Consider the following 17279-nt stretch of genomic DNA (forward strand, 5'->3'; position numbering starts at 1 on the left):
GTAATATCCATAAAGCTTATCCCTTAAAGCGTTATAGGTTTTTATCAAAATAATTTTACCTTTGCCGTCACGAAAAACCAAAAATAAATCCAATTAAGGATCATACAATATGGCTAAAGCATCAGAAATTAAAAACGGTAACATCCTGCGTGTAAACGGCGAGTTAGTTACTGTTGACGAATGGAATCACCGTACACCAGGTAAAGGCGGCGCCTTTTACACGGGTAAATTTCGTAACATTAAATCAGGTAGAATTGTAGAGGCAAGGATGAATACAGATGAGGCTGTAGAAATCTGCAGGGTAGAAACCAGCGATTACCAATATCTTTATGAAGATGGTGATTATTTGGTGGTGATGGATAACAATACCTACGAACAATATAACGTTGAAAAATCATTATTTGGTTCGGCCATCAAGTTCTTAAAAGAAGGCATGAGCGTGATCGTTTCAATGGAAAGCGATGAGGCAATTATGGGGCAGCTGCCAAATTTTGCAGAATTTGAAATTACCTATTCAGAACCAGCTGTAAAAGGTGATACTTCTACTAATGCGTTAAAAGCGGCAACACTCGAAAATGGCGTTGAAGTTAAAGTACCGATGTTCGTTAACCAGGGCGATAAAATTAAAATTGATACCCGTACCGGTGAGTATGTTGAACGTGTAAAATAATATTTAATTAATAACGGAAAGCCTCTGAAGTAAATATTTCAGAGGCTTTTTTATTTGAACCTGTAATGCTTTAACTTTGTGATTATGCTAAAAGCCGAAATCAGAAAAAAAGCTTTAAAAGATAGATTAGCCATTACCGATGAAGAATATGAAACGCTAAGCAAAGGTTTATATCATCAATTTATTGCCCTCAACTTTAGCAACATCAAAACACTTCATATCTTTCTCCCTATTCTGGAAAAGAAAGAACCTGACACCTTCTTGTTTATCCAATGGCTGGCAGAAAATCATCCGCAAATTAAAATCATTGTTCCCAAAGCGGATTTTGAAACGGCCTTAATGACCAACCATGAATACATTGGGGTACATGATCTACAGAAAAACCTATATGATATCCTCGAACCGCAAAAGGGAGCTGCTTATCATGGCAAAATAGATCTGGTTTTAATTCCGCTTTTAGCTTTTGATCAATATGGTTATCGCGTAGGTTATGGAAAAGGCTTTTATGACCGCTTTCTCGAAAATATAATTGCTCAAAAAATAGGCTTATCTTTGTTGCCTGCAATTGATAAAATTGATGATGTGAACGAGCACGATATCCGTTTAGATTTTTGCATTACACCAACTGAAACCATCAAATTTTAAACTGAATCGGCATGCCACAGGAAATCATAATCAAAACTGAAAAACAATACGAAGATAATATGATTGCTGTATTTGAATTACAGGAAAAAGAAGAGCTTACCACAGAAGATTTAAAGCAAATTGAATTGATGTTAAAAGCAGGCGAAAAGTATGAAGCAGATCATCTTTAAGTCTACACAAACGACTAACAATTCCGCAATTAACCTTTTCTTACTCCTTTCACTCTATTTCTAGCAAAACCGGACAATGATCAGAATGAATGGCGTCTGGTAAAATTCTTACATTACGTAATCGACTTTCCATCGGCTTGGTTACGAGGTGATAATCAATTCGCCAACCCAGATTCTTTCCTCTTGAGCCAGCCCTGTAACTCCACCAGGTATAATGATGTGGATCTTTATTAAAATAGCGAAAAGCATCAATAAAACCGTTATCTAAAAACAGCTGCATCCATTCGCGCTCCTCCGGTAAGAATCCGGAAGAATTGGCATTCGATTTTGGGTTATGAATATCAATCGCCGCGTGGCAAATGTTGTAATCGCCACTGACAATGAGATGGGGTATTTCTTTTCTAAGTTGCTCAATATAACTGTCGAAAAACCTCATGAAAGCATACTTTTTAACCTGCCTTTCATCTCCGCTCGAACCCGAAGGCATATATAAACTCATTAATGAAAAATCGTCAAAATCTGCCCGTAAAATTCTGCCTTCCTGGTCAATCCATTCTTCTCCACAACCAAAAACAACATGGTTTGGTTTAATTTTAGTGAGGATGGCTACACCACTATAACCCTTTTTTTGTGCCGGAAACCAATAATGATGATACCCTAATTGCTCAATCAAGGCGATAATTTCTGTAATTTGTTCGGGCAATGCTTTTACCTCCTGTAAACAAATCATATCTGCATTTGTGGCTTTTAGCCATCCAAAAAAGTTTTTCGTACTTGCCGCACGAATACCATTTACGTTATAGGAGATAATTTTCATTCACTAGATTCATTTGTCGTGGGTAAATTTATAAATTAATTGAGTAAATGCTTAGCAATTGAGATTTGCTTTAACTCCTTATGATGAAGTTAAAAAAAGACTTTCTGAGAAATGGCATTAACTGTTTCTTTTTCAGAGAAAGGATAATGAAACACGACCGGAAATTGGAATTTTCATTGAAGAAACCCGGAGATTCGATTACGCTGAAAACTTTATCCAAACCAATTATAAAAGAATTAATTAATTGCCATTCTAGCCTTTATCTATGAGCCAATACCATAAGTAGCCAGGTAAGAAAAGGAGTAATTTCAAAACACACCTCTTTTTATCATTTGGTTCATCAAGAGGAGACCAGAATCCTTTTCTTTTTCGACAATAGACAAGATCCCTTGATTACATAATCACTTTGTCCTTCAGCATGGCTTGAAACACCTGTTTCTCTATTTTTTTCGCCTCTCTTCTTTTCAAAACTGTAATCTCCATTTTTATATCCTGTTTAGGCCGGTCGTTTTTATCTGTTTCCATGGCAGCAATTTTATCAACCAGCTCCAAACCCATTACAATTTCACCATAAACGGTATAATTTCTATCCAGATGTGGCACACCGCCAACCGTTTTATAAACCTGTCTTTGCCATTCAGGAATTTTGAATTTCAGGCGCTTTTCTTCTAAGGCATTTAACTGCTCATCCGTAAAAACTTTCCCCTGCACTAAATAGAACTGGCTTCCGCTGGATGCCTTAGATGGATTAACAATATCTCCTTCCCTGGCCGCAGCCAGTACGCCCTTTTTATGAAATAAACTATCTCTAAATTCTGCAGGAATAGTATACTTTGGTCCACCCTCCCCTAACAAAGAATCAGGCTTTGCATTTCTGGAATCAGGATCACCGCCTTGGATCATAAAACCTTTAATTACCCGGTGAAATAAGGTTCCGTTATAATAGCCCTTTTTTACAAGCTTCAGTAAATTATCACGATGCAAAGGAGTTTCATTATAAAGCTTAACGATGCATTCCCCGAATTCCGTTTTAATCCGGATATATTGATTTTTTGGTTTAGCCGCAAAAGCAGAAAACATTGAAAATACGCAGATAATTAATAAAAGTTTCTTCATTGAATGGTGTTTGAGGCTAAATTAAGCTAAAAAATGAAATTCATTAAATAATAGGGTTTATTATTCAATTTTTTTTACCATACCTTTGTATCAATGAAGTTAAAACAAAAAATAGCACTTTCTTTAGCCGTATTCTATGCGGTTAGTGTTATGGGTTTGGCTTTAAGTTTACATTTCTGCGGTGGTAAATTAGAGAACGTAAAACTGTTCAGCAATGAAATTTCCTGTAAATTCTGCAAGGATATCCCAGCAGAAAAAATTAAGGATGATGGCTGTTGCAAAAATACACAGGTTACAGTTAAGGTAAAGGATAGTCATCAAACTGAAGCGCAGACACAAATACCTAAGTTATTTTCTATCCAGCTGTTTCTTCATCCACCCGTTTTAGAATTTCTTTCAAACATTACCCCTGCTTTTTTTAGCAAAATTACAAACAAAGCACCTCCGATTTCCTCAGGGGTTGCAATACATGTTTTCAACTGTATTTTCAGGAATTAGGATTATCCATTCACCAGTCGGTGCTTTAAGCATTTCGACAGGTTCAATGTGACATTTTCTTAAATTCTAATTCAAAAAATCATGAAAACGATTAAATTATTCAGCATTATTATGCTTCTTTTTGCCGTTAAAGTTTCGGCCCAACAAATATCAACTGCAGATTTACAGGTAACTGGCTTAACCTGTTCCATGTGTTCCAATGCTACGCAAAAGTCGCTTGAAACCTTAAGTTTTGTGCATGCGGTTAAACCAGATTTAAACAAAAATATCTTTGTACTTACCTTTAAAAAGGGTGCCGATGTCAACCTGGATATGGTTCGTAAAAAGGTACAGGATGCCGGCTTTTCTATTGGTGGCTTAACTGCAGACTTTGCCTTTAACCAGGTTAAAGTTGATGATAAAGGTCAGGCCATTGTAGATGGAAATGTATATCGTTTCATTAATGCCAAGAGTAAAACCCTGAACGGAACGGTAAAAGCATCTGTTGTAGACAAAAATTTCATTTCTGGCCCGGCATTCAAAAAACAAGCACCAGTGGTTTCATCTGATGCCTATGCGAGCGGAACAGCTGTTATAAATGGCAAGAAAACCCGTGTTTACCACCTCATTCTTTCTTAAAAATGAAGCGGTTGATAATTATGGTGCTGGTTATTTCCGGCGCCTTCCAGGCTGCTTTTAGTCAGGAGTTGTACGTTTTCACTGAACCTGCAAGCAACATGCCTGCCAAATCCCTTGGCGTTCGTTTAACCAATGAAGGGATGTTCAATAATCCAGGTTTTGTAAGCCGGTCGATTCCTGAAGTAATGTTTGGTTTTAACAAAAACCTGATGGCACATGCGCAGGCTTTCCTGTCAGATATGGACGGGAAATATCGTCTAGAAGGAGGCAGTTTATATGCGAAATACCGCTTTCTTTCTATTGATGAAGCCCAAAGTCATTTCAGGGCTGCGGCTTTCGCAAGAATCAGCACCAGTAAAAGACCAACTTACACCAGGGATATTAATCTGGAGGGGGATAACAGCGGCGTTCAGGGTGGGTTTGTTTTTACACAACTGCTTCATAAACTCGCCCTATCAGCCACACTTGGTTATGCTCATGCATTTAAAGACATTGATAAACAGCTATCAGAAATGCCAAGACCTAACAATATGCTTTCTTACAGTTTATCGTCTGGTTATTTAGTTTTACCTTTCGTATATAAAAACTATAAAGAGCCTAATTTCAATGTCTACTTTGAAATGTTGGGTAAAACCGATCCGGGTACAGGCCAAAGTTATCTGGATTTGGCTCCGGCAGTTCAGGTGATTTTAAATAGCACCACAAGGATAGATCTGGGCTACCGCTTTCAGGCAGCCGGAAACATGACTGATAGGTACACCAAAAACATGTATCTGGTTAGGGCAGAATTTAATTTTTTTAATGTCCTGAAATAATTTAAAAATAAAACGAAGCGCATGTTGATGCCTATCTTAAATGATGCAAAATATATGAACTTCCCAAAATGAAACAAGATGAAAAAAATAATGATCATGATGGCTATTATCGCCATTGCAGGTACGAAATTAACATTTGCACAAAGCAAAACTGACGCAGCTTTCAATCAGTTATTAACGGCATATTATGATGTTAAAAATGCTTTAGCTACTGACAAGAAAGATGTAGCTGCTGAGAAAGTAAAGGTATTATCGGCTAAAGTCGATGCCATTCCACACAAAGATTTACCAGCAACGCAGCACACGCTTTGGATGGAGCAGGCAAAAATGATTAAGGCAAAAGCAACTGAACTTGCCGCAGGTAAAGATATCAAAATGCAAAGAAAATCTTTCGAAGGCATTTCATCTGCCATGATTAAAACGGTCAGAAATATCAGATTTAATAATAGTCCCGTTTACATCCAGCATTGCCCGATGGCAAAAGCAAGTTGGTTGAATGAAAAGGAAAGCATCGAAAATCCGTATTATGGAAGTATGATGTTCGATTGTGGTGACGTTTCGGAAACGATCAAATCAAAATAATGGAACTGCATATCAAAAACATGGTATGCAACCGCTGCAAAATGGTGGTTAAAGCTGAGCTCGAAAAGCTTGGCTTTAATCCTGTTTCGGTTGAATTAGGCCAAGTTTCATTCGTGGAAAATATTTCTTTCACTGATAAAGTGAAAATTGCTGAAAAACTGAATCAGTTGGGTTTTGAGTTACTTAAGGATAAGAAAACTCAAATTACCGAGCAAATAAAAACGGTTATCATTAACCTGGTTCACTACACCAAAGAGCCTTTAAAAATAAATTTATCATCCTTCTTGAGCGAACGCATCCACCTTGAATACCCGCAACTTAGTGCGCTATTTTCTGAGCTTGAAAATCAAACCATAGCGAAATATTTTATCGCACAAAAAGTTGAAAAAGCGAAAGAAATGCTTACTTATCGAGAGCTTACTTTAAGCGAAATCGCTTATCAGCTTAATTATAGCAGCGTTGCGCATCTTTCAAGTCAATTTAAACAGGTTACCGGTTTAACACCGTCCACCTACAAAAATCTCCTTTTAGCTAACCGGAAATCGCTGGATGAGGTTTGACAGGATGTAAAATGGAATGTCCTGCCTTTTCTTAACATACATCAAGTCCTTAAACTGAAAGTAGGCGTACTTTTGCTTAAATAAAAATCACAAAACAAAAGTTATGAAAAAATTATTCTTATTTCTGATAGCTACTTCTATAAGTGTGGCATCTTTTGCACAAACCAGCTGGAAAATAGATCCGATGCATTCATTTGTTAACTTCTCTGTTAAACACATGGGCATTTCTTTCGTGGATGGTTCATTCAAGAAATTTGATGGAACGGTTACTGCTGCCAAACCAGACTTAACGGATGCTAAAATTACTTTTACTGTTGATGTGAATAGCATTACCACCGGTGTTGAAATGCGCGATGGTCATTTAAAAACTGATGATTTCTTCAATGCAGAAAAATTTCCAACAATGAAATTTGAGAGCACTTCTTTCAAAAAGTTAAGCGGCAACAATTATGAGTTAAGTGGTAAATTAACCATTCGTGATGTAACCAAAGATGTAAAATTTGCCGTAGTATATGGCGGAACAGCAAAAGACCAACAAGGAAATACCAAAGCTGGTTTTGGTGCAACAACGACCATTAACCGCTTAGATTATCATATTAAATATGATCCTACCGGTGCAGGTGTGGCCAAAGATGTTACCATTAAGTTAAACTTAGAGTTTGCTCAATCGAAATAATTGACAAGGTTGTCATTTATCAATCTGTTATCTGGCGAAATATTCAAATAAAAATCTGCAAAGGAGCCTGTTGAGTAGCCATAAGTGCATCAACAGGCTCTTTTAGCATGGAGAAATGATATTATGGCTGCATTATCTCAATTCAGGAATTTTACACAGGGTTTAACTCAAACGGACTTTATGCCTACCCTATTTATTGGTCACGGGTCACCGATGAATGGTATTGAGCACAACGAGTATAGTGAAAGCTGGACTAATCTGGCGAAAAATATTCCTGTTCCTAAAGCCGTTCTGGTGGTTTCTGCACATTGGTATACACATGGAACCTTTGTTACCGCGATGGACTTTCCGTCTACCATACATGATTTTGGTGGTTTCCCGCAGGCCTTATTTGATGTGCAGTATCCTGCACCTGGAGATCCGGGCCTGGCTTTGGAAATCCCCACATTGGTTCACTCTACCCATGTAGCGCTTGATCACGACTGGGGATTAGATCATGGCACGTGGACAATCGTCAGACACATGTATCCTGATGCCAATATTCCAGTGCTCCAGTTGAGTATTGATTATACCAAATCTCCTGCGCAGCATTACGAAATAGCGAAGGAAATATATTCCCTTCGCAAAAAAGGCGTCTTGATTATCGGCAGTGGCAATATGGTACACAACCTTCGTATGTTGAACTGGGACATGATTAATGGCGGCGGTTATGATTGGGCCAATGAGATGAATGACAAATTTAAAAATCTCATTGCACACGGTGATCACAAACCTTTAATTAATTACCGCAGCTTGGGTACTGATGCCATGCTGGCCATTCCAACACCAGAACATTATCTACCATTAATCTATACTTTAGGTTTAAAAAACGACAAGGAAGATCTCTCTTTCTTTAATGACAAAGCGGTTGGTGGCTCTTTAACGATGACTTCAGTTTTGGTAGGGTGACGAGGGGTTTAGGGTTTAGGGTTTAGGGTTTAGGGTTTAGGGTTTAGGGTTTAGGGTTTAGGGTTTAGGGAAAATATGCCATTAATAGAATGGTTTTACTTACCTAAAATATTATAACATTTTATGATTATTCTATAACGGTTATTGCCCTCCAGATAGGTAGATTTACATAAAAATTTAAAATGACACATACCTATCAACTCACCGGCATGACTTGCGGTGGTTGCGAAAATAAAGTAAAAAGCAACCTTTTAATTTTACCTGATGTAACTGCCGTTGAAGTTTCTAAAGATACGCAATCGGCAACCATTAGTATGGAAAAACACATCGGATTAGCCGCACTGCAACAGGCATTGGGAGGGCCAGAGAGCAAATATAAAATCACCAGCCAATCTCCTGTCGAAGCTGCTACAGACACCAAAACCTGGGCACAAACCTATAAACCAATCTTATTGATTTTTGGATACGTTACCGCAATCTCCCTAATCGCTTCCTGGCAACAAAATACAATAGATACGATGGTTTTTATGCGCATCTTCATGGCAGGATTTTTCCTGACTTTCTCTTTTTTCAAAATCCTTAACCTAAAAGCATTTGCCGAAAGTTATGCCATGTACGATATCGTGGCTAAAAAATTCAGTGCCTGGGGTTATATCTATGCCTTTATCGAATTAGGCTTAGGCTTATCCTTTGCATTAAACCTATCGCCTGTTATCGTGAATTGGGTCACCCTGATTGTCATGATCATCAGTATTTTTGGGGTTTTAGAAAGCGTTTTAAACAAAAAGAAAATTCAATGTGCCTGTTTAGGTGCTGTTTTTAATCTACCCATGAGTACCGTAACCATTGTTGAAGATGCGATGATGATTGCCATGAGCGCAGCCATGTTAATTTTGATGTAAGCTATTGCCGCTTATATCTAAATTCCGATTTTCGGCTTTTCCCATTAAGCTCGCCTTCAATCCAGGCGAGCATTTCATTTTTCCCCTGGTTTTGGTAAACTATTCTTTGCGGAAAATCGTGTGCCGCATTTTCGAAAATATAGATCTGATCTTTTGTGGAAATAAGCTTAAAACAGACTTCTTTCCCTTCATTCTGATTAGCAACAGTTGAACAATAGAAAACATTTTTTCCTATTTTTCTGATCTGTAATGTTTCAGTAAGTATACTATCCCCTTTTGCATTAACGCGATAACTCTTGCCTTTCAGGATGGCATTGGTACTCTCACTCCACTGTTCCACTATTTTCTCTTTAGGTGTCTGCATTTCCCATGAGCCTAACACAAAAGAAAAGGTTTTGGATGGATCTCTTTGCGCTTTAACATTGCTGTAAAAACCAACAAAATATAAAATCAAAGAGCATAAATAGATTCTTTTCATTTTGTTATAGTATTGGTAAGGTGTGCCAGATGGTGTTTTCCATGCCAGGCATACATGCCCAGCATATTGGCCAAAGTGAGTTCAATGCCCTGGGCCGGGTGGACATATTTGCGCTGATAATCTTCGAGTTCCAGTGTTTTGAGAAAAGCAACCCAGCGCTGATGTAAACCTGTTAACAGATCAATTGATAATTTAATATCACCGTTTTTTGCTTCTTCGGTTTCTGCCCAGCGTTCTTCATAATACGGCCTGATTATCGGAATGTCTTCGGTAATAGCCTGCTTAAAACGAATATAGGCATTCATATGGCTATCCGGAAGGTGATGAATAACCTGTTTCAATGTCCAGCCGCCAGGCCGATAGGTTTGATTCAATTCTTCTTCACTTAAATGTGCTGTGCTATGTTTAATTTGAACCGGAAGTGCTTCGATTTCGGCTATCCAGATATCTGCCTGCTTTTCATCAAAACGATCAGGCATTGTGAATTGTCCTATGGGATATTTTAGTGTTTCTAAATCCATAATACTAAAATATGTTTTTTAAGACTAACTTTATTGTCGAACCAAAATGAATACACTTGATTATTAAAATTTCATTGATTTAAAGCATATTGCAATGAATTTAAAATCCACAGATGAAGAAGTTATTTTTTGCTTTCGCATGTTTGATTCCTACACTTGTTTTCGCACAAACCATTAAAACGGATGTATTAATACTGGGAAATGCTGATGCCGCCTATTCTTCAGGTTTACAGGTTTCACGCTCTGGCGCCAGCGTGGTCATTTTAACGCAAAGCCATCCTTTTAGTCTGGATAAAATTAAAGAGACGAAATCAGCAGAAGTTTATAAAATTTATGAAAATGTACAGCTAAAGAGAATTGCATACATCAAGGATTTAGGAAAAAAATCAACCCAAACAAAAAAGAAAAATTCAGCTAAAAATAAGGTAGACAGCATCAAATTATTTAGAGTTATAAACGATACGACCATTATTGCTGTTGAACGTTCTGGTAGTGGATGGGAAGCAAAAATTAGTAAAGGTAAAAGTATAAAAGCTAAAGTTCTTGTTATTGCAGACAACAATGATCAGCTTCTTTCTAATTTAAATATTACCGGTTTAAAACCAGTGCACCTGAGTGCTTTAAATTATACCGAAAACTTATATCGCACAACCATTTCCGGGATTACCGGTACTTTAAGCTTTCTATCTTTATATCACTTGTTAATTCCTGATCAGGAAAACTTACTTTACATTGATCCCATCAGTATAGAGATCGGCCAGGCAGCCGGAGCTACCGCGACCTACGCGGCCTTCTTTAAAACGAAAACCAGCTTATCTAACTTAAAAACAATTCAAAGCGAACTCTTAACCTATAAACTTCCATTGATCCCTTTTGCCGATGTAAAAGTCACCGATTCGAACTGGCTGGCGATCCAGAAAATTGGGATTACCGGAATCTTAAAAGCGGAGATTAAAAATAAAAAGGTTTTCTTTAACCCGGAAAAGGAAGTTACTGATGAAGAAATTAAACAGCCGATAAAAGATTATTATTATAAGGCTCAGATCTGGTTCGATGACCATAAGGATGTGCCGGTTAATCTGGAAAATACCGTGTTATTGGTGTCATATGTTGGCAACAAAGCCGTTGATGCCACTAAAACAGAGTTACAAAAAAAGTGGAACAACAGCTATAAATTTTCGTCTAAATATGACTTGAAAAAGGTACTAACGCGAAGAGAATTTTCGGTAATTATTAATGAATATTTAAAGCCATTCGACCAGGTAAATGTGGATAAAACCGGGCGAGTAATCAGATAGTTACTTTTTAATTTTACGACCTTTTGCCGCAGCAAGCTAAATATATCTTAAACCGATAGTTAAATTTGGTTGTAACATTTCCATTTCCTTCTAAAAGTAGTTTGTGCTTTGCCTAAATTGCATCCAAACCCAAATTCATGAAGAAATATTTACTTTTCCTTTTGCTCTGCACGGGCGAATATACTTTTGCACAACAAATTGCCCCATTAACAGTAGAAAAAATTATGCGTGACCCTAAATGGATGGGAATTTCGCCAACTAATTTCCACTGGACAGCAGATAGTAAAACACTTTACTTTAACTGGAATCCTGAAAATAAGGCTAAAGAAGAACTTTACAAAGTAACCACCTCATCTCCTAAACCTGTTAAAGCTGCCAATAAGGAAGATGAAAAGCACTTAAGTTTAAACTATGTTTATAACCAAAATCACTCGCTTAGCCTGGTAGAGAAAAGCGGAGATATTTACCTTCAAAACCTAAAATCCAATAAAGAAACACGATTAACCAATACCCTGGAACGTGAGAGTAATCCCGTTTTCCTGGTTAATGGAAATGTCGTTTATCAATTGGGAGATAACCTTTTTGAGGTAGATTTAAAATCTGCAGAAACCAAGCAGCTCACCAATTTCGTGAAAGGTAAAAAAGCCGGAAAAACAAAAACACAACCGGCAACGGAACAGGATCAATGGCTAAAGACTGAACAAACAGCACTATTTGATATTATTAAGAAACGAAATGCCGAAACAAAGGACAACAATCGCAATAGCAGAAATCGTTTTGGCGTAACATCTGCTGATATAAAACCACTGAAGGAACTGTATACAGAAGACAAATTTTTAAATGGAGTGGTGATCAGTTCAGATGGTCGTTATATTACTTATAAGCTCACTACTCCCGCACAAAATAACCACAATACCATTGTTCCCAATTATGTCACTGCATCAGGATACACAGAAGATATTCCGGGAAGAACAAAGGTTGGGGAAAATGAAAATCTATCTCAGGGATTTATTTATGACAGGCAAAGAGATTCGGTTTATGCCTTTCAAACCTCAACCATTCCGGGGATAAAAGATTTGCCTGATTATTTAAAAGATTACCCGAAAGAACTGGATACTTTAAAAAAGAAAAATGCAGACCGCCCGGTTAACTTTTTTGGTCCTTTATGGAATGAGAATGGAACTTCGGGAATTGTTATCGCCACATCGCAGGATAATAAAGACCGCTGGATTTTAAAATTAGAACCTTCGACGGGTCAGTTTTCTTTAATTGATCGCCAGCGAGACGAAGCCTGGATTGGTGGACCGGGCATTAGCGGGTTTTATCAGGGAAATACAGGTTGGGTAGATAACAACCACTTCTATTACCAAAGTGAAGCAACAGGTTATTCTCACCTTTATGTAGTCAATGTTTCAACTGGGGAGAAAAAGCAGCTTACTTCAGGCAAATGGGAAGTGCAGTCTGTACAGCTTTCTAAAGATAAAAAAACCTTCTACTTTAAAGCCAACAAGGAACATCCCGGCATCACAAATTTCTTTAAAATCAGTACCAGTGGCAGTCAGTCTGTTCAAATCACAACCATGAAGGGCTTAAGTGAAATTATCCTTTCACCTGATGAAAAATATGTGGCCATCAATTATTCGTATATGAATAAACCGGGTGAACTTTATCTTCAGCGTAATCAGGCTGGCGCAAAAGCCCTGAAAATTACAGCATCAACTTCAGCAGAATTCAATTCTTATAAATGGCGTGAGCCGGATCTGGTTAGTTTTAAAAACCGTTATGGTACTGATGTTTATGCCCGGGTTTATAAATCCGAGAATCCACATCCTAATCATCCGGCAGTGGTTTTTGTACATGGTGCTGGTTATTTACAAAATGTTCACTTTGGCTGGAGCACGTATTTCCGGGAGTTTATGTTTAATAACCTATTGGCTGATCAGGGTTATACTGTCATTGATATTGATTATACCGGAAGTTCGGGTTATGGACGCGATCACCGCACAGGTATTTACCGCCATATGGGTGGAAAAGACTTAACCGATCAGGTAGACGGCGTAAAGTTCCTGGTAGAAAAATATGGCGTAAATCCCAAGTATGTTGGTTTATATGGCGGCTCATATGGTGGCTTTATCACCTTAATGGCCATGTTTAAAGAAGCTGATGTGTTTGCCAGCGGTGCAGCTTTACGTTCGGTTACCGATTGGGCACATTACAATCATGGCTATACTTCGAATATTTTAAATGAACCTTTTAATGATCCTATTGCTTATAAACAAAGCTCTCCCATTTATTTTGCCGGTCAACTGAAGGGTAATTTATTAATGGCCCACGGAATGGTGGATGTGAATGTTCACTTTCAGGATATTGTTCGCATTACGCAGCGTTTCATAGAACTTGGAAAAGACAACTGGGAACTGGCAGTTTATCCGGTAGAAGACCATGGTTTTATTGAACCCAGCAGCTGGACGGATGAATATAAACGCATATTTAAATTATATGAGCGTACTTTGAAAAAGTAAGTTTATAAGCTGCATAGCGAAACCTTATAAATCATAAAATAATTATAGTTTTCATCTATATCACTATCAATAAATACGATGAACTATTCATAAACATGGGTTGATTTGGATGAGTTTTCACCGTACCTTTGTGGCATAAAATTAAAGACAAAATATTATGGCAATAGTAGGTAAAAAATTTCCGAGTGTTAGTATTGATGCAATGTCAGACATGGGTGATGACTTGAAAATCAATGTATTTGAAGAAGCTGTAAATAAAAATAAAAAAGTATTATTATTCTGGTACCCAAAAGATTTTACTTTTGTTTGCCCTACAGAATTACATGCTTTCCAAGCGGCTTTACCTGAATTTGAACAAAGAAATACCATCGTAATCGGTGCTTCATGCGATACGAATGAGGTTCACTTCGCCTGGTTAAATACACCAAAAGATAACGGCGGAATTGAAGGTGTTACTTATCCGATTTTAGCTGATACGCACAGACAATTATCTGGTATTTTAGACATTTTAGATCAGGAAGTAAACTATGACGAAGAAGGAAATGAATCCTTCTCTGGTTCAAATGTTTCTTTCAGAGCAACTTATTTAATTGATGAAACTGGTAAAGTTTTCCACGAAAGTGTTAACGATATGCCGCTGGGCAGAAACGTAAAAGAATATTTACGTTTAATTGACGCCTATACCCACGTTCAGAAACATGGTGAAGTTTGTCCTGCAAACTGGGAAGAAGGAAAAGAAGCCATGAACGCAAACAGAACCGGCGTTGCTGAATATTTAGCCGCTAACTAATTAAATAAAACCTCATGTTTTTAGAATTAACTGAAGATAATCTTCAACAATATTTGGCCGATCATTCAAAGGTTATGGTTCAGTATGCTGCATCATGGTGTGGCAACTGCAGAATTATGAAACCAAAGTTTAAAAAACTGGCTGCCGAAAATGAAGACGTTGCCTTCCTGATTGTTGATGCCGAGAAACTTCCAAATTCACGCAAATTTGCAAACGTTGATAATTTACCAACTTTTGCAGCTTTTGAAGGTGGTAAGCTGGTAGATCAGGTGCAAACGAACAAAGCAGAAGGTTTAACTGAACTTTTTAACAAAATAAAATAATGAAGATTCCGGTTATCAGACAATTATTTCAAAATACTACTCCTGCTGAACTGGAGACAACCTTAACGGTTTTAGAGGCTTTCTGTGAATTCAGAGGCGTCAGCGAACATGAAGTTGATGTTGCCGGCGAAATGATTACCAACATTTGCGGTGCGCTTGAAGTGCATCAGATGGTAAGCGAAGGTGCAGCAGAAAAAGATGCCCTTAATGCCTTTGGCCAAAAAGTGATGGGCTCAATTGACCGCTAGTATTAATTGACTTCAACAAAAACCCCGAGCAAATACATGATTTGCTCGGGGTTTGTTATTTATGGTAAACCTATATGGTTTTTCTGGGTCTGCTTAGGCCAGATTCCGGCCAGCATTTACAATTCCAAATACCGTTCTTACCGCCAGTTTCTCCAAGGCAGTCTGTTCGTTTGCATTTTGATCATGCTGCAGCTTTTCCAGTGCGAAATGCTGGATTAAAACCAGCGGTAAAATGATCCGCTCACGGGTGGCGATTGATTTTTTATCAACCGGATAATTGGCCATCAGGGTCTCCTGTCCGGAAAGCTTTAAAAGCATCCTCTTTGTTAACTCATACTCATCATGCAATTGGGTCCAGAAGGCACCAAATTCCTCGTCCGAGGCTAAATGGGCAGTAATGGCAAAGTCAGACTTACTCATACTCATCATACAATTATCAACGATGGTTTTTAAATAGTCAGAATCTTCATAAGCTTTTATCACCTTATTCCAGTTTCCGGCTTTCTCCTGGTTACTTAAGGCTGTTCCCATACCATAGAATCCCGGGACATTTTGTTTCAACATACTCCAGGCCGTAACAAAGCTGATAGCCCTTAAATCTTCCAGTTTCATTTCACCCCCGCCATTTCGTTTTACCGGGCGGCTGCTGATGTTCGCCTGGGATAATAATTTCAGTGGCGACAATTTTTCAAGATAGCTAACGAACAATGGATGTTCACGCAAATCAACAAAAGCTTTATAGGCATCATCAGCCATTTCATCCAGTAAAGTCTTATTTTCCGGATCCAAAAGGACATTGTGTTTCTCTTTCAGACCAGATGAAATCCCGGCATTGATAAGTTGCTCTATATTAAATTCAGCACTTTCTACTGAACCGTACTGTGAACTGATGGTTTGCCCCTGAACAGTTAGCTGCATGTTTTTATTGGCAATTTCTTTACCCATAGAAGCATAGAAACGGTGTGTTTTACCGCCCCCGCGAGCCGGAGGACCACCACGGCCATCAAAGAATGCCAGTTGAATATTGTGCTCTTTGGCAATGGCCGTTAATGAAGTTTTTCCGTTGAAAATAGACCAGTTGGCCATTAAATAACCTCCATCTTTTGTACTGTCTGAATAGCCAAGCATAATATCTTGTTTATTACCCCTGCTTGCTAAATGTGCCTTGTAAAAAGGGTTGCGATATAAAGTATCCATCACGTCAGCGGCAACCTTTAAATCATTTACCGTTTCAAAAAGCGGCACGAAATCTATGGTTAAGGCATCCTTACTCCAGCCATTCCAAAGAAAAAGCTCCATGAGTTGAAGGATATCACTTGCCTGCTGGCAATTGCTGATGATAAAACGGTGGCAGGCTTTTTCGCCATTTCTTTGCTGGATACCTTTGATTTCTTTTATAGTCTGAATGGTATCTTTAATCAGGTCATCGCCTTCAGTAGCATAAACCGGCGTAGCTTCCTTAAATGAAATCAGCTTTAATTTTTCAGCTTCAGACAGCTGATCATAATTTTCAGGGTATAATGAAGAAATGGGTTTATTCTGCCGGCAGTAAGCATGTACACTTCTTAACACGCGGCTATCCTGGCGGATATCAAGTGATGCAAAATAATTCCCGTAGAGATCAATCTTTCTGATCAAATCGTTTACCAGATCAACAAATAAGCCTTCATGTTCGGAAAGCAATGTATCTTTAATTTTATTCAGGTTTTCTTTTAACTCATCAGAGATATCATGTGATTCACAAGCATGGTCAAAAGCATTTTTATACAGCACATCATGCAAATTGGCTATATTTTCTTCTACGCCTCTAAAAGTAATACGCCGTTTAATTACCCTGAAATCACGATAATAGCAACGGAAAAGAATCTGACGCAGCATTTTAGAAACTTCCAACGTGGTATCCACATGGATATTTGGATTGCCGTCACGATCGCCTCCCGGCCAGAAACCCAGCTCCAGAATTTTCTTGGTTTCGAGGTTATATTCATCCAGATTCTGGTCAATCTCTGCCTGAATATTCGCCGCAGCAAAGTAAAAGGTATTTTCCAAAAACCAGGCTAAATTTAAAGCCTCATCTACAGG

Annotated in this window: 21 protein-coding genes; 16 read left to right on the plus strand and 5 right to left on the minus strand. The window is 38.1% G+C overall.

Annotation, left to right across the window (positions count from 1 at the left end):
- The first annotated feature begins 109 nt into the window (after positions 1-109).
- The 3 genes from efp to CBW18_RS21525 all read left to right on the plus strand — a co-directional run bounded on the left by efp (position 110) and on the right by CBW18_RS21525 (position 1485).
- On the plus strand, positions 110-670 hold the full coding sequence (efp, locus tag CBW18_RS20905; RefSeq protein ID WP_029281673.1) for an elongation factor P: 561 nt from the start codon (positions 110-112) through the stop codon (positions 668-670).
- Positions 671-754: 84 nt separating this feature from the next.
- On the plus strand, positions 755-1315 hold the full coding sequence (locus tag CBW18_RS20910) for a 5-formyltetrahydrofolate cyclo-ligase (protein WP_088303314.1): 561 nt from the start codon (positions 755-757) through the stop codon (positions 1313-1315).
- An 11-nt stretch (positions 1316-1326) separates the two neighbouring features.
- On the plus strand, positions 1327-1485 hold the full coding sequence (locus tag CBW18_RS21525; protein ID WP_172406595.1) for a hypothetical protein: 159 nt from the start codon (positions 1327-1329) through the stop codon (positions 1483-1485).
- Positions 1486-1534: 49 nt separating this feature from the next.
- Here the strand turns inward: CBW18_RS21525 and CBW18_RS20915 are convergent, their stop codons facing one another.
- Both CBW18_RS20915 and CBW18_RS20925 read right to left on the minus strand, forming a co-directional pair.
- Positions 1535-2302 carry an exodeoxyribonuclease III gene (locus CBW18_RS20915; protein ID WP_088303315.1) on the minus strand — a complete coding sequence of 256 codons (768 nt, stop codon included), beginning with the start codon at positions 2300-2302 and terminating at the stop codon, positions 1535-1537.
- A gap of 393 nt (positions 2303-2695) precedes the next feature.
- Positions 2696-3418, minus strand: coding sequence for a peptidylprolyl isomerase (locus CBW18_RS20925; protein ID WP_088303317.1), 723 nt, complete (start codon positions 3416-3418; stop codon positions 2696-2698).
- A gap of 93 nt (positions 3419-3511) precedes the next feature.
- On the opposite strand from CBW18_RS20925, the gene CBW18_RS20930 reads away from it, so the two are divergent.
- The 8 genes from CBW18_RS20930 (at position 3512) to CBW18_RS20965 (ending at position 9017) form a co-directional block, all read left to right on the plus strand.
- Positions 3512-3916, plus strand: coding sequence for a hypothetical protein (locus CBW18_RS20930; RefSeq protein ID WP_088303318.1), 405 nt, complete (start codon positions 3512-3514; stop codon positions 3914-3916).
- 81 nt (positions 3917-3997) lie between these two features.
- On the plus strand, positions 3998-4534 hold the full coding sequence (locus CBW18_RS20935; protein ID WP_088303319.1) for a heavy-metal-associated domain-containing protein: 537 nt from the start codon (positions 3998-4000) through the stop codon (positions 4532-4534).
- 2 nt (positions 4535-4536) lie between these two features.
- Entirely contained in the window at positions 4537-5349 is an 813-nt protein-coding gene (locus CBW18_RS20940) for a hypothetical protein (protein WP_088303320.1), read from the plus strand.
- A 78-nt stretch (positions 5350-5427) separates the two neighbouring features.
- Positions 5428-5931 carry a DUF3347 domain-containing protein gene (locus CBW18_RS20945; RefSeq protein WP_088303321.1) on the plus strand — a complete coding sequence of 168 codons (504 nt, stop codon included), beginning with the start codon at positions 5428-5430 and terminating at the stop codon, positions 5929-5931.
- The gene (locus CBW18_RS20950) at positions 5931-6491 is read left to right on the plus strand and encodes an AraC family transcriptional regulator (protein ID WP_172406596.1); all 561 of its coding nucleotides are present in this window, start codon (positions 5931-5933) and stop codon (positions 6489-6491) included. The genes CBW18_RS20945 and CBW18_RS20950 overlap by 1 nt, the downstream gene beginning before the upstream one ends.
- Positions 6492-6594: 103 nt before the next feature.
- Positions 6595-7167 (plus strand): YceI family protein, encoded by a 573-nt coding sequence (locus CBW18_RS20955; protein WP_088303323.1) that lies wholly within the window; start codon positions 6595-6597, stop codon positions 7165-7167.
- 123 nt (positions 7168-7290) lie between these two features.
- Positions 7291-8115, plus strand: coding sequence for a 4,5-DOPA dioxygenase extradiol (gene ygiD / locus CBW18_RS20960; RefSeq protein ID WP_088303324.1), 825 nt, complete (start codon positions 7291-7293; stop codon positions 8113-8115).
- A 182-nt stretch (positions 8116-8297) separates the two neighbouring features.
- Positions 8298-9017, plus strand: coding sequence for a heavy metal-associated domain-containing protein (locus CBW18_RS20965; RefSeq protein WP_088303325.1), 720 nt, complete (start codon positions 8298-8300; stop codon positions 9015-9017).
- 1 nt (position 9018) lies between these two features.
- Here the strand turns inward: CBW18_RS20965 and CBW18_RS20970 are convergent, their stop codons facing one another.
- Positions 9019-9495 (minus strand): DUF6265 family protein, encoded by a 477-nt coding sequence (locus CBW18_RS20970; protein WP_088303326.1) that lies wholly within the window; start codon positions 9493-9495, stop codon positions 9019-9021.
- Positions 9492-10016 (minus strand): YfiT family bacillithiol transferase, encoded by a 525-nt coding sequence (locus CBW18_RS20975; protein ID WP_088303327.1) that lies wholly within the window; start codon positions 10014-10016, stop codon positions 9492-9494. The genes CBW18_RS20970 and CBW18_RS20975 overlap by 4 nt, the downstream gene beginning before the upstream one ends.
- A 113-nt stretch (positions 10017-10129) precedes the next feature.
- Between CBW18_RS20975 and CBW18_RS20980 the strand changes: the two genes are divergently transcribed.
- From CBW18_RS20980 to CBW18_RS21000, 5 genes are all read left to right on the plus strand, one after another.
- Positions 10130-11314, plus strand: coding sequence for a hypothetical protein (locus CBW18_RS20980; RefSeq protein WP_088303328.1), 1185 nt, complete (start codon positions 10130-10132; stop codon positions 11312-11314).
- A gap of 137 nt (positions 11315-11451) precedes the next feature.
- The gene (locus tag CBW18_RS20985; protein WP_172406597.1) at positions 11452-13836 is read left to right on the plus strand and encodes a prolyl oligopeptidase family serine peptidase; all 2385 of its coding nucleotides are present in this window, start codon (positions 11452-11454) and stop codon (positions 13834-13836) included.
- 157 nt (positions 13837-13993) lie between these two features.
- Positions 13994-14626, plus strand: a complete 633-nt coding sequence (locus CBW18_RS20990; RefSeq protein ID WP_088303329.1) for a peroxiredoxin — start codon at positions 13994-13996, stop codon at positions 14624-14626.
- 14 nt (positions 14627-14640) lie between these two features.
- Positions 14641-14949, plus strand: coding sequence for a co-chaperone YbbN (locus tag CBW18_RS20995; protein ID WP_088303330.1), 309 nt, complete (start codon positions 14641-14643; stop codon positions 14947-14949).
- The gene (locus tag CBW18_RS21000; RefSeq protein WP_088303331.1) at positions 14949-15197 is read left to right on the plus strand and encodes a hypothetical protein; all 249 of its coding nucleotides are present in this window, start codon (positions 14949-14951) and stop codon (positions 15195-15197) included. Before CBW18_RS20995 ends, CBW18_RS21000 begins: the two co-directional genes overlap by 1 nt.
- A 93-nt stretch (positions 15198-15290) precedes the next feature.
- Here the strand turns inward: CBW18_RS21000 and CBW18_RS21005 are convergent.
- Positions 15291-17279, minus strand: a 1989-nt coding sequence (locus CBW18_RS21005) for a phosphoenolpyruvate carboxylase (protein WP_088303332.1), incomplete at its 5' end; no start/stop codon positions are given.

The organism is Pedobacter sp. AJM, from assembly GCF_002197755.1.
In the GTDB taxonomy this organism is placed as follows: Bacteria; Bacteroidota; Bacteroidia; order Sphingobacteriales; family Sphingobacteriaceae; genus Pedobacter.

Excerpts from the sequence above, each read along its gene's own strand:
- efp (WP_029281673.1), top strand. The coding sequence starts at position 110 with ATGGCTAAAGCATCAGAAATTAAAAACGGTAACATCCTGCGTGTAAAC.
- CBW18_RS20910 (WP_088303314.1), top strand. The coding sequence starts at position 755 with ATGCTAAAAGCCGAAATCAGAAAAAAAGCTTTAAAAGATAGATTAGCC.
- CBW18_RS21525 (WP_172406595.1), top strand. The coding sequence starts at position 1,327 with ATGCCACAGGAAATCATAATCAAAACTGAAAAACAATACGAAGATAAT.
- CBW18_RS20915 (WP_088303315.1), bottom strand. The coding sequence starts at position 2,302 with ATGAAAATTATCTCCTATAACGTAAATGGTATTCGTGCGGCAAGTACG.
- CBW18_RS20925 (WP_088303317.1), bottom strand. The coding sequence starts at position 3,418 with ATGAAGAAACTTTTATTAATTATCTGCGTATTTTCAATGTTTTCTGCT.
- CBW18_RS20930 (WP_088303318.1), top strand. The coding sequence starts at position 3,512 with ATGAAGTTAAAACAAAAAATAGCACTTTCTTTAGCCGTATTCTATGCG.
- CBW18_RS20935 (WP_088303319.1), top strand. The coding sequence starts at position 3,998 with ATGAAAACGATTAAATTATTCAGCATTATTATGCTTCTTTTTGCCGTT.
- CBW18_RS20940 (WP_088303320.1), top strand. The coding sequence starts at position 4,537 with ATGAAGCGGTTGATAATTATGGTGCTGGTTATTTCCGGCGCCTTCCAG.
- CBW18_RS20945 (WP_088303321.1), top strand. The coding sequence starts at position 5,428 with ATGAAAAAAATAATGATCATGATGGCTATTATCGCCATTGCAGGTACG.
- CBW18_RS20950 (WP_172406596.1), top strand. The coding sequence starts at position 5,931 with ATGGAACTGCATATCAAAAACATGGTATGCAACCGCTGCAAAATGGTG.
- CBW18_RS20955 (WP_088303323.1), top strand. The coding sequence starts at position 6,595 with ATGAAAAAATTATTCTTATTTCTGATAGCTACTTCTATAAGTGTGGCA.
- ygiD (WP_088303324.1), top strand. The coding sequence starts at position 7,291 with ATGGCTGCATTATCTCAATTCAGGAATTTTACACAGGGTTTAACTCAA.
- CBW18_RS20965 (WP_088303325.1), top strand. The coding sequence starts at position 8,298 with ATGACACATACCTATCAACTCACCGGCATGACTTGCGGTGGTTGCGAA.
- CBW18_RS20970 (WP_088303326.1), bottom strand. The coding sequence starts at position 9,495 with ATGAAAAGAATCTATTTATGCTCTTTGATTTTATATTTTGTTGGTTTT.
- CBW18_RS20975 (WP_088303327.1), bottom strand. The coding sequence starts at position 10,016 with ATGGATTTAGAAACACTAAAATATCCCATAGGACAATTCACAATGCCT.
- CBW18_RS20980 (WP_088303328.1), top strand. The coding sequence starts at position 10,130 with ATGAAGAAGTTATTTTTTGCTTTCGCATGTTTGATTCCTACACTTGTT.
- CBW18_RS20985 (WP_172406597.1), top strand. The coding sequence starts at position 11,452 with ATGAAGAAATATTTACTTTTCCTTTTGCTCTGCACGGGCGAATATACT.
- CBW18_RS20990 (WP_088303329.1), top strand. The coding sequence starts at position 13,994 with ATGGCAATAGTAGGTAAAAAATTTCCGAGTGTTAGTATTGATGCAATG.
- CBW18_RS20995 (WP_088303330.1), top strand. The coding sequence starts at position 14,641 with ATGTTTTTAGAATTAACTGAAGATAATCTTCAACAATATTTGGCCGAT.
- CBW18_RS21000 (WP_088303331.1), top strand. The coding sequence starts at position 14,949 with ATGAAGATTCCGGTTATCAGACAATTATTTCAAAATACTACTCCTGCT.